This window comes from Pseudomonas sp. NPDC089395 (genome assembly GCF_044749525.1).
Taxonomy (GTDB): Bacteria; Pseudomonadota; Gammaproteobacteria; order Pseudomonadales; family Pseudomonadaceae; genus Aquipseudomonas.
Genome location: NZ_JBIVID010000001.1, coordinates 814,199 through 826,767 on the forward strand (window position 1 = coordinate 814,199; position 12,569 = coordinate 826,767).

The following is a 12,569-nucleotide window of genomic DNA, read 5'->3' on the forward strand; positions in this document are numbered from 1 at the left end:
CGTTTGATGAGCTTCGGCGCCGATGAAGAAATCCTCCAGGATTTCCTGGTAGAAGCCGGCGAAATTCTTGAGCAACTGTCCGAGCAACTGGTCGAGCTGGAAAGCCGGCCCGACGATGCCGACCTGCTCAATGCGATCTTTCGCGGTTTCCACACTGTAAAAGGGGGCGCCGGCTTCCTTCAGCTCAATGAGCTGGTGGAGTGCTGCCATATCGCCGAGAACGTGTTCGACATCCTGCGCAAAGGTGAGCGCCGGGTCGATGCGGAACTGATGGATGTGGTGCTCGAGGCCCTGGATACGGTCAACAGCATGTTCGGCCAAGTGCGCGAGCGCAATGACGTGACCCCGGCCACGCCAGAACTGCTGGCGGCCCTGTCGCGGCTGGCCGAGCCGGCCGGGGTCGAGGCGCCAGCGGCCGTGGCCGCGCCGGTGGTCGAGGCGCCCGTTGCCGAGGCGGACATCACCGACAGTGAGTTCGAGCAGCTGCTCGACTCGCTCGACGCGGTCAAGGCCGAGGCCGAGGCTGCCGCCGAGCAACTGCAAGGCGAGGCCCTCAGTGGATCGGGCGACGAAATCACCGACGCCGAGTTCGAATCGCTGCTCGACCAGTTGCACGGCAAGGGCCAGTTTTCGCCCGAAGTCGCCGCTGCCGAGCCGCAGGTTGCCACCGCCAGTGCGCCGGTGAGCGACGAGATCACCGACGAGGAATTCGAGTCGCTGCTCGATCAGCTGCATGGCAAGGGCACCTTCCAGGCCGATGCGCTGCCTGGCGTCGCGGCGGTGGCCAGCGAGACCCCAGCCAGCAGCGACGAAATCAGCGACCACGAGTTCGAGGCGCTGCTCGACCAGTTGCATGGCAAGGGCAAGTTCTCCGGTGACAGCGTCGCTGCCCAGGCGCCTGCTGCGCTTGCCGCACCGGTCGCTGCCAAGGCCGAAAGCCAGCCCGTGGCCAAGCCGGTTCCGACGCCTGCTGCCCCTGCGGCCGCTGCCAAACCTGCCGCAGCGCCCCGTCCGGCTGCGCCTGCGGCCGAAAAGCACGCGGTCAGCGAAGCGGAAACCACAGTGCGCGTCGATACCGCACGCCTGGACGAGATCATGAATATGGTCGGCGAACTGGTGCTGGTGCGTAACCGCCTGGTACGCCTGGGCCTGAACAGCGGCGATGAAGCCATGTCCAAGGCGGTGTCCAACCTCGACGTGGTCACCGCCGACCTGCAGACCGCGGTGATGAAGACCCGCATGCAGCCGATCAAGAAAGTCTTCGGCCGCTTCCCGCGCCTGGTCCGCGACCTGGCCCGCCAGCTCAAGAAAGAGATCAACCTGGAGCTGGTCGGCGAAGAGACCGACCTCGACAAGAACCTGGTCGAGGCCTTGGCCGACCCGCTGGTGCACCTGGTGCGCAACGCCGTCGACCACGGCGTGGAAATGCCCGATGAGCGCGAAGCCGCCGGCAAGGCCCGCACCGGCCGCGTGGTGCTGTCGGCCGAGCAGGAAGGCGATCACATCCTGCTGTCGATCTCCGACGACGGCAAGGGTATGGACCCCAATATCCTGCGTGCCAAGGCGGTGGAAAAAGGCCTGATGGACAAGGACGCCGCCGAGCGCCTGAGCGAGTCGGACTGCTACAACCTGATCTTCGCCCCGGGCTTCTCGACCAAGACCGAAATCTCCGACGTGTCCGGCCGTGGCGTCGGCATGGACGTGGTCAAGACCAAGATTGCTCAGCTCAACGGTTCGATCAACATCTTCTCGGCCAAAGGCCAGGGTTCGAAGATCGTCATCAAGGTGCCGCTGACCCTGGCGATCATGCCGACCCTGATGGTGATGCTGGGCAACCAGGCGTTCGCCTTCCCGCTGGTCAACGTCAACGAGATCTTCCACCTCGACCTGTCGCGCACCAACGTGGTCGATGGCCAGGAAGTGGTGATCGTGCGCGACAAGGCGCTGCCGCTGTTCTACCTCAAGCGCTGGCTGGTCCAGGGCCAGGTGCACGAAGAGCAGCGCGAGGGGCATGTGGTGATCCTGTCGGTGGGCACCCAGCGCATCGGCTTCGTGGTCGACCAGCTGGTCGGCCAGGAAGAGGTGGTGATCAAGCCGCTGGGCAAGATGCTGCAGGGCACCCCGGGCATGTCCGGCGCCACCATCACCGGCGACGGTCGCATCGCGCTGATCCTCGACGTGCCGAGCATGCTCAAGCGTTACGCGGCACGGCGTATTTGATTTTCGGTGGCGCACCCTGGCGGGCTGCGCTGCCTAATGGAGTGTTTATGGCAGTCAAGGTCCTGGTGGTGGATGATTCCGGTTTCTTCCGCCGCCGCGTCTCGGAAATCCTCTCGGCGGATCCGACGATCCAGGTCGTGGGTACCGCGACCAACGGCAGGGAAGCGATCGACCAGGCACTGGCGCTCAAGCCCGATGTCATCACCATGGACTACGAAATGCCCATGATGGATGGCATCACCGCGGTGCGGCACATCATGCAGCGCTGCCCGACGCCCGTATTGATGTTCTCTTCGCTGACCCACGAAGGCGCCCGGGTCACCCTCGACGCGCTGGACGCCGGTGCGGTGGATTACCTGCCGAAGAACTTCGAGGACATCTCGCGCAACCCGGACAAGGTCAAGCAGTTGCTGTGCGAGAAGGTGCACACGCTTTCGCGCAGCAACCGCCGCTTTGGCAGCTATGCAAGCCCCGCACCGGTCGCCCCGCCAGCACCTGCCGCCCCTGCACCGGCCAGCAGCCTGGCCAGCCCGGCACCTGCGCGCGCGCCATTGCCTGCGCGTGCGGCGGCACCGGCGCAGGCTCACTCGCCAGCCCCCAAGCGCAAGCCCTACAAACTGGTGGCCATCGGCACCTCCACGGGCGGCCCGGTGGCCCTGCAGCGGGTGCTGACCCAGCTGCCGGCCAACTTCCCGGCACCGATCGTGCTGATCCAGCACATGCCGGCGGCATTCACCAAGGCCTTCGCCGAGCGCCTCGACAAGCTGTGCAGGATCAACGTCAAGGAAGCCGAGGACGGCGATGTGCTGCGCCCAGGCCTGGCGCTGCTGGCCCCCGGTGGCAAGCAGATGATGGTCGACGGCCGCGGCACGGTGAAGATCCTGCCCGGCGACGAGCGCCTCAACTACAAGCCCTGCGTGGACATCACCTTCGGTTCGGCGGCCAAGTCGTATGGCGACAAGGTGCTCTCGGTGGTGCTCACCGGCATGGGCGCCGATGGCCGTGAAGGCGCGCGCCTGCTCAAGCAGGGCGGCAGCACCGTGTGGGCCCAGGATGAAGCCAGCTGCGTGATCTATGGCATGCCCATGGCCATCGTCAAGGCCAACCTGGCCGATGCGGTGTACAGCCTGGACGAAATCGGCAAGCACCTGGTAGAGGCCTGTGTCTGATGGATGTCCTTAGCCTGATTGGCCTGATCCTGGCCTTCGTCGCCATCGTCGGCGGCAATTTCCTCGAAGGTGGCCACGTCGGTGCGCTGCTCAATGGCCCGGCGGCGTTGATCGTGCTCGGCGGCACCCTGGCGGCGGCCTTGCTGCAGGCGCCGCTGTCGTCGTTCAAGCGCGCCCTGCAGATTCTGCGCTGGATCATCTTCCCGCCCCGGGTGGACCTGGCCGGTGGTATCGACCGGGTGGTGAACTGGAGCCTGACGGCGCGCAAGGAAGGCCTTCTGGGCCTTGAAGGCGTGGCCGATGCCGAGCCTGACCCGTATGCGCGCAAGGGCCTGCAGCTGCTGGTCGATGGCGCCGAGCCGGAGTCGATCCGCAGCATCCTCGAAGTCGACTTCCTGACCCAGGAAGGCCGCGATATCCAAGCCGCCAAGGTGTTCGAGAGCATGGGCGGCTATGCGCCGACCATCGGCATCATCGGCGCGGTGATGGGCCTGATCCATGTGATGGGCAACCTGGCCGACCCGTCGCAGCTGGGCAACGGCATCGCCGTGGCCTTCGTCGCCACCATCTACGGCGTGGCCAGCGCCAACCTGATCCTGCTGCCGATCGCCAACAAGCTCAAGGCCATCGTGCTGCGCCAGTCGCGCTACCGAGAAATGCTGCTCGAAGGCCTGCTGTCGATTGCCGAAGGCGAGAACCCGCGCTCGATCGAGCTGAAGCTGCAAGGCTTCATGGAGTAACCCATGCGTCGCCGTCGTCACACCGAGGAACACGAGAATCATGAGCGCTGGCTGGTGTCGTATGCCGACTTCATCACCTTGCTGTTCGCCTTTTTCGTGGTCATGTACTCGATTTCCTCGATCAACGAGGGCAAGTACAAGGTCATCTCGCAAGCGCTGCTGGGGGTATTCAACGACCCCGAGCGGAGCATGAAGCCGATCCCCATCGGCGATGAACAGCCGCTCAGCGTCAAACCGGCCGACCCGCTGATCAAGGACAGCGAGCAGACCGACGCGGGCCTTTCGCAAACCAGCGTCGACCCGCTCAAGTCCATCAGCGACGACGTGCGCGACGCCTTTGGCGACTTGATCAAGTCCGACCAGATGACCGTGCGCGGCAACGAGCTGTGGGTCGAGATCGAACTCAACTCATCGTTGCTGTTCGGCAGCGGTGACGCCATGCCCAGCGACAAGGCGTTCGCCATCATCGAGAAGGTGGCGCACATCCTCAAGCCGTTCGCCAACCCGGTGCACGTCGAAGGCTTCACCGACAACCTGCCGATTCGCACGGCGCAGTACCCGACCAACTGGGAGCTGTCGTCGGCACGTGCGGCGAGCATCGTCCGCCTGCTGGCCATGAACGGGGTGAGCCCGGCGCGCATGGCCTCGGTGGGCTATGGCGAGTACCAGCCGGTGGCCGGCAACGACACCGCCGAAGGCCGCGCCCGTAACCGTCGGGTGGTGCTGGTGATCTCACGCAACCTTGAAGTGCGCCGCAGCCTGACCGCAACCGGCAGTGCCAACGCCAGCCCGGACGCCGCCCTGCGGCGTGCTGGCACACAAAGTGCACCGGCAACGCCAGCAACGGGGGCGGGGCAATAACTCGTCAATTCTCTGTCACCGCATACTGTCTTGCTTGGAAGAGCGCGGTCCCTGTGGGAGCGGGCTTGCCCCGCGAAGCAGGGACCTCTGTGGATGGCACGGGCTATGCCCGTGTTCGCGGGACAAGCCCGCTCCCACAAGGGTCGGCGCTAAATCAATGAGTCAAGAGTTGTCCTTATGAGAGTCTGGGCAGTAGCCAATCAAAAAGGCGGGGTCGGCAAGACCACCACCACCATCGCCCTGGCCGGTTTGCTGGCCGAGGCGGGCAAGCGCGTGGTCGTCGTCGACCTCGACCCGCATGGCTCGATGACCAGCTACTTCGGGCACAACCCCGATACCCTGGAGCACAGCTGCTACGACCTGTTCCTGCACAAGGGGCAGGTGCCGCAGGGCTTGCCCGGGCAGCTGTTGCTGCCCACCAGCGACGAACGTATCTCGCTGCTGCCGTCGAGCACCGCACTGGCGGTGCTGGAGCGCCAGTCGCCGGGGCAAAGTGGCCTGGGCCTGGTGATCGCCAAGAGTCTGGCGCAGCTTTGGCAGGATTTCGACTTCGCCTTGATCGACAGCCCGCCGCTGCTCGGCGTGCTGATGGTCAATGCCCTGGCGGCCAGCCAGCAGCTGGTGATCCCTGTGCAGACCGAGTTCCTGGCGGTCAAGGGCCTGGAACGCATGATCGGCACCCTGGCCATGATCAACCGCTCGCGCAAGCAGGCCTTGCCTTATCAAATCGTGCCGACCTTGTTCGATCGCCGTACCCAGGCCTCCCTGGGCACGCTCAAGGTGCTGCGCGATGCCTATGAACAGCAGGTTTGGCAGGGCTATATCCCGGTCGATACGCGCCTGCGCGATGCCAGCCGCAACGGCCTCACGCCGTCGCAGTTCGATGGCAAGAGCCGTGGCGTGATTGCCTACCGGGCGCTGCTCAAGCACCTGCTTACCTACAAGAGCGCAGTGCAGGTGGTGTCATGACCTTGAAGAGCGGCACCCGGCCACAGATGGCCTTGCAGTCTTACCTGGACGGCCTGCTGCAGGAAGCCACCGAAGCCGACGATGTGCTTGAGCTGCCGCCGGGCGACGAATTCGCCGCTGCCGTGCGCGAGGAGCAGGCCCGTGACGCCCAGCCGTCGGCACCTGTGGCGAGCATCGCGCCCAAGCCTTTCGCCGAGCCACACGTGAGGGTATTGCCGACCGTGCTGCCCGTCGAAGAGCCGGTGGTGGCCGTGGTCGAGGCCCAGGTAGTGGTGGCCGAAGCCAGCATCCCGGTACTGACCGAGGTGCAAGCGCCAGAGCCGGTCGCGCCGCTGGTCGAAGTCCACCTGCCGGCGGCGGACGTACCGTCGCCGCCTGCCACGGTGGAGGGTCGTCCGGCCTGGGCTACCGAGCCCTTCGAGTGCCTGCTGTTCGACGTCGCCGGGTTGACCCTGGCGGTGCCGCTGGTGTGCCTGGGCTCGATCTACAGCCTGGAGGGGCAGGAACTGACGCCGTTGTTCGGCCAGCCGGACTGGTTTCTCGGCATCCTCACCTGCCAGGCGGGCAACCTCAAGGTACTGGACACCGCGCGCTGGGTCATGCCCGACCGCTACCGCGACGACTTCCGCCAGGGCCTGAACTACGTGATTTCGGTGCAGGGCTACGAATGGGGGCTGGCCGTGCACCAGGTCAGCCGCTCGCTGCGCCTGGACCCGTCGGAGATCAAATGGCGCAGCCAGCGTGGCCAGCGCCCGTGGCTGGCCGGCACGGTCATCGAACACATGTGTGCACTGCTGGACGTTGCCGAACTGGCCGAGCTGATCGCCAGCGGCGCGGTCAAGCAGATGCATGGCAAACACCAATAACTGCGAACACACCGCCAATGGCGGCATTTGAGGGCTAGGGGAATGAAAAAGTCGTCTGCACAAGGTTCCGAAGATCCGATCCTGCAATGGGTAACCTTCCGTCTGGACAACGAGTCCTACGGCATCAACGTCATGCAGGTGCAGGAGGTGCTGCGCTACACCGAGATCGCCCCGGTTCCGGGCGCGCCAAGCTACGTGCTGGGCATCATCAACCTGCGCGGCAATGTGGTGACGGTGATCGACACCCGCCAGCGCTTTGGTCTGATGCCTTCGGATGTGACCGACAACACCCGCATCGTCATCATCGAGGCGGACAAGCAGGTGGTCGGTATCCTGGTCGACAGCGTGGCCGAGGTGGTCTACCTGCGCCAGTCGGAGATCGAAACCGCACCGAACGTCGGCAACGATGAGTCGGCCAAGTTCATCCAGGGCGTGTGCAACAAGAACGGCGAGCTGCTGATCCTGGTCGAGCTGGACAAGATGATGACCGAGGAAGAGTGGTCCGAGCTGGAGAACATCTGAGTTGATTTTCGAGGTTGCTGTCATCTTACTGGCGCTGCTGTGGGCGCTGAGCCTGTGGTTCTTCCTCAACTACAGCAAGCGCCAACGAGAATTGGCTGCCCAGCAGGCGATCGGTGATGCGCTGCGTGACCAGCGCATCAAGGACCTGGCAAAAAGCCTGGAAGACTACCAGAACGGCACGGTGCGCATGGGCGAGGCCATCCATGAATTGCGCACGACGCTGGCGACCCTGCCTGACCGCCTGGAACGGCTGGAGCAGCGCGACCCGAGCAATGTCACCTTCACCCAGGCCGCCCGGCTGGTGGGCATGGGCGCGAGCGTGTCGGAGCTGACCGAAACCTGTGGGCTGACCCGGGCCGAGGCGGAGTTGATGAGCAAGCTGCACCGTAGCGATTGAGGTCGGTGTCCGGGACGCGCGGCGGCCCGGACGATGCCTCAGGTGTTGGCCCAGGAGTTGTTGCCGCCCGTCCTGGCGATGCGCCCCAATGGCAGCTGGCTGCGCCAGGCTTGCTGGAAGGTATCCTGGGGCACGAACATCCAGCTGTTCAGCCGTTTCATCGCATACAGGTTGAAGACCTGGCGCAACGTTCGCAGATTGGGCAGGCGCTGGTCGACCACAGAAGTCAGTACTTGGGGGCCGGTCATTCGATTCAGTCGCGCTGAATAGCGATTGGAGCCTGCAGGGTCGTCCCTGAAGCTTGGCCTGCTGTCATAGAACTCAGGATCAGCCAGGTAGCGTGTGCGCATTTCCTCGGAAATCACCCGCAGGGTCGGATTATCAGGATGGCTGCCGATCAGGCTGGTGTTGTATTCCCATTGCATGTCCAGGCGCTGGTTGCTCATGGGCGGGGGCAGCAGCAGGCCTTCGGGTGTGGTGGTCAGCACCAGGGTATCAATTGCCGCCACGTCCTCGGGTGTCTGCTGCTCGGGGTCGCGCAGGGGATCCTCATGGGCACTGAGCAAGGTGTCATCGGTATCCATGTAAAGCCCGCCTTCATGGTCCAGCAATGGATAGCGCAGTACATCGGATGCCGACGAGAAATTGCAGGCAACGCCACCATTGCCGTCGATCGCATGCCGGTACTGTGCGAAATACGGGCTTTCCTTGAATGAATGATAGAACGGTTGCTCCTCCAGCGTGAGCACTTCCAGGCCTGGTGCCTGCTCGGCCAGCAAGCGGCTGTTGGCCTCGAACGCCGAGGGCGATGCCTTGGACAGGAACAGACGGTAGCGGTACTCGCTGTTGGCCAGGCGCCGCGCATTGGCGGCGAGGTTATCCACGAGCTTGGCATCGATCACCTTGTCGCCTACCCAGATCGAGGAGATCTTTTTCGGGATCGGCCGCAACTGTGCGCTGTCCAGCACGGGTATTTCCAACGGCAATGGCAGATCGACGCCCAGTGAACGCAAGGTGTTCATGCGCATCTGATGGGTGACCGGGCGTGCCATGGCGTCGATGGCAACCAGATCCTTTCGGCCCTCCATCGCAATGTAGAACGTTGGGCTTACGGCGTTGATGTCGTCTTCGGCGATGAAGGCATCGCGCTCAAGGTCATAGATCACGTTGAAGCCATAACCACCGCTGGAGGCGATCAATTGATCCGCTTCACCGTTGAACTGTGGCTGGCGGATGATCGATGCCGCAACGGCTGGGTCGCCACCGGGCAATGGCCTGATGCTGTCATCCGCGATGAAGTAGTCGGCGATCTCCAGTTCGGGTAAATGCGGGGGCGATACCGGACTCAGCGGGTAGCCCCATTGCTCGTTGATCCATCGGGGGAAGACGAAACCGTCGCGCTTGAGGGTGAACAGCTCGCTCGCCTTCAGCCCGCTGGCCACTGCCAGCGGCAAGGCATTGAGCAGACCGAATTCCAGGGTGTTCACACCCTCGACCTTGGCATCCAGCGATTTGCCATGGATGGCCTGGTCGAGGCCAAGGCCGAACTGGGCGATGCCGCCGATGGCGAACAAAGGGGCCAGCTCGGGCACCAGCAGGGCCAGTGGCGCAAGCAGATTGAGGGAGGTTGCCACGTAGCCTTTCCACTTCGCTTTGGTCACCTCGCTGTCGCTGGTGATGATGAAATCGGCGTCGTCATGACTGCGTTGGCGCTGGTACTCGCTCATCGCCTGGAACAGGTCACCGCGAACGGATGGGCTGTACTTGTCGACGCGGTAGTTCACGTAGTCGGCAGGCGCCCAGCGGCCATCGGTGGTGAAGCCAGGCCGGTTGGGCGAGCGATGGTGAATGCCGGGGTAGGCCGCCAGGCCATCCAGCGCGGTGTCCAGGCCGCTGAAATCCAGGCCGTCAGGGATGTCGGCGAGGCGGAAGTGGCTGCGTAGCGCTTCACGTGTGTCGGCGCTTCGGCATTGCTGGGCTACCCAGTCCTTCATCGCGCCCATGCCGTCGAACGCGTGCAGCGGCGAGGCATTGCCCGGCAGATACAACAGCACCGTTGGCCCTGTGCGGTCAGCGATACACAGCACATCGGTGGCGACGTAGCCATAGATGTTCAGTGGGCGGATTTTCAGCCCCGGCGAGCGTTTCGACAGCCCTGCGGCCTGCCAGGCCAGCTCGCGTCCCGCTTCGCTGAGCGAGCCTTGGCCGACTTGCTTGTTGCAAGCCGCGACGAAGCTGATTTTCGCGGCCAGGCGGTGATCGGCCAGGTGCTGGCCCCAGTAGTCATCGAGCATGGTTTTGAAGCCGGTGTGGAAATCCAGCTTCCAGATGAACTGCTGCAAGGCTTCTGCGCGAATCGGCAGGTGGGTGCTGGCGTCGTAGACGAGGGGGTCGGTCCTGCGGAACAGGCCATTGAAGACTGAATACGCAGCGCCATTGGACAACCGGTCGGCAGGCGGCAGGGCATCGACGATCTGCAGCTGTCCTTCTGGGAAATAGCCGGCCCAGGGTGCGCCGATCAATCCACCGATCAGATTGTTGTTCGATTCGCCTTGCCAGTTCGAGAGCATGGCCTGGGTCAGCGACATCTTGCTTGCGACAACCGCCTGCTGGCCACGGTAGTGCAGCGTGACCACATCGGTCTTGTCGGGGTCGAGCTCCAGCCCCTGGGTGCTGCGGGCCCACTCGCCGATGCGGCGGCTGGCTTCGCGGTCGGGCCTGGGAACATGGGCGAGCAGGTCGCGCACCAATTGCACACCGGCTGCGTTGACATAAGTCGTTGGCATGGGATTCACCTGTTGCGTAAAGGGAACGCAAGGGTTCAGTGCCAACCCCAGAGCCAGGTGCTACATAGTGCTAGAGCTGGGCGGCAGGCGCAGCAGTGGCGGCGTGATGTCACGCGGGTCACTGGCCTGATCGTTGAAGCCGGCGGGCACCTTGCCGCGCAAGTGCCAGGCGAAGGCAATGATTTCGGCGATGGTCAGGTACAGCGCCTCGGGTATCTGCTCGCCCAGTTCCAGGCGCGCCAGCAGGCGCACCAGCTCGGCGTTTTCGTAGATCGGCACTTCGTGTTCGCGGGCAATGGCGAGTATGGCCTCGGCCAGCGCGTCGTCGCCCTTGGCGCTCAAGGTGGGGGCCTGTTGGCCGTCGTAGGTCAGGGCAATCGCCTGGCGGGGGAGACTGTCGGTCATGCGGTTTCGTCCACCCAGCGTTGTTCGAGGCGAGTGCGCGGGCCTTGTGGCGGCGTGCCAGGGTGGCAGGCCAGGTCGCCGACCTCCAGGCCCCGGGCCAGCAGGCGTTCGCGCAAGGTGCCCAATTGGCTGTCGATCAGGCGCGCGGTGTTGGGGATTTCTGCCCATAGCTGGCCGCTGAGGCGGCCCTGGCTCAACTGTGCCTGGACCTGCAGCGGCCCCAGCGGTGGCAGGTCGAAGGCCAGTTCGATGCGCCACAGCGATTCCAGCGGGTCGCGTTGTTCGCGCCTGGGGTCGGCTTGCTGCTCCGGAGTCTCTTCGCGCTGCAGTTTGGCTTGCAGCGGGATGAACTCCTGGCCGTGACGAACCGGAATTTCGGTTTGCCAGGTGGTCTGCAGGTTGCCGTTTTCCAGCGTGCCGGTCTGTTGCAGGCTGCTCAGTGCGTGGCTTTGCAGGCGCGACACAGCAGCAGCGGCCAGGCGCAGCAGTTGTTGCAGGTCGCCTTCGTTTTCCATCGCCTGCAGCAGCCGCGAGGGTAGCGGAAAGGCGCCAGGTGGTTGCAGTGGAGTAGCGCGCTTGAGCATGCCCAAGGCGCTGCGGGCCATGGCTGGCATGACCTGGGCCAGGGTCGAAAGATTGTTGAAGGCTGGCGCGCCATTCCCTGACGCTTGCCCCACTAGACGCAGCAACTGGGCTTTGATGTCCGCGCCCGTCGCCAGCCCGCCCAGCAACTTGGCTTCGAGAAACGCACCACTGTTGTTCAGCGCCTGGGCGAGGCCCTTGGCATCCCCCAGTTGACGGGCATCCGGCAGGCTGGCCAGCAGGCGTTCGGCGCTGCCGCGCAATTCGCCATCGCCGCTGCGGGCCAACTGCTGCAGCGCATCGAGCAGCCCCGTGAGGGAAGCTTGTCGCCCCTGTTGGCTGGCCAGTTGCTGGGTGATGTTCAGTTGCTCCTGGCGCCCGCTCAAGGGCACGAAACGTAGCGATTGATCACCCTGCACCAAGGCGCTGAGCAGGCTGCCGACGGCCAAGGGGCGAGGGCTGTCGAGGGTCAGGGTCGCGCCGGCCAGGGCGGTGTTGAGCAGGCTGACCAGCGAGCGATAGGTGGCCGCTGCGCCTGGGTTCTGCAGCCACTGGCTGGTCAGCACCTTGCCCTGGAGCAGGGTGCCGACCGGGACTTTGCCGGTATCGAGCTGGGTCAGGGTGGCGACGTTGCTGGCATTGGCCTGTTGCACCATCACGGCCAGGCGATTGCTTTGCGGCTGGCTGACCGTGACCTGGCTGCCGGGGGCAAGCGGTTGGCTGGCACTGGCCTGCACCTGGGCCTGGTTGCCGTTGGCCTGGAGAAGCCGCAGCACCAGCTGGAACTCGCTGCCGCTCTGTTTCAGCGTCAACACCTCGGCCTGCGCGGTCTCGCCTGGCTTGAGCAGGCCGGGCTGCGCCTGGGTCAGGTTGAGCAGCTCGCCAGTCATCGCCGCCTTGATCGCCTGGGAATTGACCGCGGTTTGTGCGCCGAGACTATTGATTTCAGTCATGATTGTATACAACCTGTCGAGCCCGCCCTCTTGGCAGCGAGGCCGCGCATGTAATAATGCCGGCCGTCCGCCATTGCCACTGTAACGGCAGCGAGCCGG

General features: G+C 64.4%; 11 protein-coding genes. 8 read left to right on the plus strand and 3 right to left on the minus strand.

The window, feature by feature from the left end; all coding sequences use genetic code 11:
- Positions 1 to 6 precede the first annotated feature (6 nt).
- The 8 genes from ACIPZG_RS03790 (at position 7) to ACIPZG_RS03825 (ending at position 7,744) form a co-directional block, all read left to right on the plus strand.
- Complete coding sequence (locus ACIPZG_RS03790) at positions 7 to 2,220, plus strand: chemotaxis protein CheA (RefSeq protein ID WP_400710337.1); 2,214 nt, start codon at positions 7 to 9, stop codon at positions 2,218 to 2,220.
- Between the two features lie 47 nt (positions 2,221 to 2,267).
- On the plus strand, positions 2,268 to 3,389 hold the full coding sequence (locus ACIPZG_RS03795; RefSeq protein ID WP_400710340.1) for a chemotaxis response regulator protein-glutamate methylesterase: 1,122 nt from the start codon (positions 2,268 to 2,270) through the stop codon (positions 3,387 to 3,389).
- Positions 3,389 to 4,129 (plus strand): flagellar motor protein, encoded by a 741-nt coding sequence (locus tag ACIPZG_RS03800; RefSeq protein ID WP_008096251.1) that lies wholly within the window; start codon positions 3,389 to 3,391, stop codon positions 4,127 to 4,129. Before ACIPZG_RS03795 ends, ACIPZG_RS03800 begins: the two co-directional genes overlap by 1 nt.
- Before the next feature lie 3 nt (positions 4,130 to 4,132).
- Complete coding sequence (gene motD / locus ACIPZG_RS03805; RefSeq protein ID WP_400710343.1) at positions 4,133 to 4,990, plus strand: flagellar motor protein MotD; 858 nt, start codon at positions 4,133 to 4,135, stop codon at positions 4,988 to 4,990.
- Positions 4,991 to 5,167: 177 nt separating this feature from the next.
- Positions 5,168 to 5,959 (plus strand): ParA family protein, encoded by a 792-nt coding sequence (locus tag ACIPZG_RS03810; RefSeq protein ID WP_008096256.1) that lies wholly within the window; start codon positions 5,168 to 5,170, stop codon positions 5,957 to 5,959.
- The gene (locus ACIPZG_RS03815; RefSeq protein WP_400710346.1) at positions 5,956 to 6,825 is read left to right on the plus strand and encodes a CheW domain-containing protein; all 870 of its coding nucleotides are present in this window, start codon (positions 5,956 to 5,958) and stop codon (positions 6,823 to 6,825) included. Before ACIPZG_RS03810 ends, ACIPZG_RS03815 begins: the two co-directional genes overlap by 4 nt.
- 42 nt (positions 6,826 to 6,867) lie before the next feature.
- Positions 6,868 to 7,347 (plus strand): chemotaxis protein CheW, encoded by a 480-nt coding sequence (locus ACIPZG_RS03820; protein ID WP_008096258.1) that lies wholly within the window; start codon positions 6,868 to 6,870, stop codon positions 7,345 to 7,347.
- 1 nt (position 7,348) lies between these two features.
- Positions 7,349 to 7,744 carry a DUF2802 domain-containing protein gene (locus ACIPZG_RS03825; RefSeq protein WP_400710349.1) on the plus strand — a complete coding sequence of 132 codons (396 nt, stop codon included), beginning with the start codon at positions 7,349 to 7,351 and terminating at the stop codon, positions 7,742 to 7,744.
- A gap of 38 nt (positions 7,745 to 7,782) precedes the next feature.
- Here ACIPZG_RS03825 and ACIPZG_RS03830 read toward each other — a convergent pair whose 3' ends face one another.
- The 3 genes from ACIPZG_RS03830 to ACIPZG_RS03840 are packed head-to-tail and all read right to left on the minus strand — an operon-like array spanning position 7,783 to position 12,470.
- Entirely contained in the window at positions 7,783 to 10,530 is a 2,748-nt protein-coding gene (locus ACIPZG_RS03830) for a dermonecrotic toxin domain-containing protein (protein WP_400710352.1), read from the minus strand.
- Between the two features lie 60 nt (positions 10,531 to 10,590).
- Entirely contained in the window at positions 10,591 to 10,935 is a 345-nt protein-coding gene (locus ACIPZG_RS03835; RefSeq protein ID WP_400710355.1) for an EscU/YscU/HrcU family type III secretion system export apparatus switch protein, read from the minus strand.
- Positions 10,932 to 12,470 carry a flagellar hook-length control protein FliK gene (locus tag ACIPZG_RS03840; protein ID WP_400710358.1) on the minus strand — a complete coding sequence of 513 codons (1,539 nt, stop codon included), beginning with the start codon at positions 12,468 to 12,470 and terminating at the stop codon, positions 10,932 to 10,934. Before ACIPZG_RS03840 ends, ACIPZG_RS03835 begins: the two co-directional genes overlap by 4 nt.
- Positions 12,471 to 12,569 lie beyond the last annotated feature (99 nt).

Bases quoted from the DNA above. Each gene is read 5' to 3' on its own strand.
- ACIPZG_RS03810 (WP_008096256.1), top strand. From the start codon at position 5,168: ATGAGAGTCTGGGCAGTAGCCAATCAAAAAGGCGGGGTCGGCAAGACC.
- ACIPZG_RS03835 (WP_400710355.1), bottom strand. From the start codon at position 10,935: ATGACCGACAGTCTCCCCCGCCAGGCGATTGCCCTGACCTACGACGGC.
- ACIPZG_RS03790 (WP_400710337.1), top strand. From the start codon at position 7: ATGAGCTTCGGCGCCGATGAAGAAATCCTCCAGGATTTCCTGGTAGAA.
- ACIPZG_RS03840 (WP_400710358.1), bottom strand. From the start codon at position 12,470: ATGACTGAAATCAATAGTCTCGGCGCACAAACCGCGGTCAATTCCCAG.
- motD (WP_400710343.1), top strand. From the start codon at position 4,133: ATGCGTCGCCGTCGTCACACCGAGGAACACGAGAATCATGAGCGCTGG.
- ACIPZG_RS03800 (WP_008096251.1), top strand. From the start codon at position 3,389: ATGGATGTCCTTAGCCTGATTGGCCTGATCCTGGCCTTCGTCGCCATC.
- ACIPZG_RS03830 (WP_400710352.1), bottom strand. From the start codon at position 10,530: ATGCCAACGACTTATGTCAACGCAGCCGGTGTGCAATTGGTGCGCGAC.
- ACIPZG_RS03820 (WP_008096258.1), top strand. From the start codon at position 6,868: ATGAAAAAGTCGTCTGCACAAGGTTCCGAAGATCCGATCCTGCAATGG.
- ACIPZG_RS03795 (WP_400710340.1), top strand. From the start codon at position 2,268: ATGGCAGTCAAGGTCCTGGTGGTGGATGATTCCGGTTTCTTCCGCCGC.
- ACIPZG_RS03815 (WP_400710346.1), top strand. From the start codon at position 5,956: ATGACCTTGAAGAGCGGCACCCGGCCACAGATGGCCTTGCAGTCTTAC.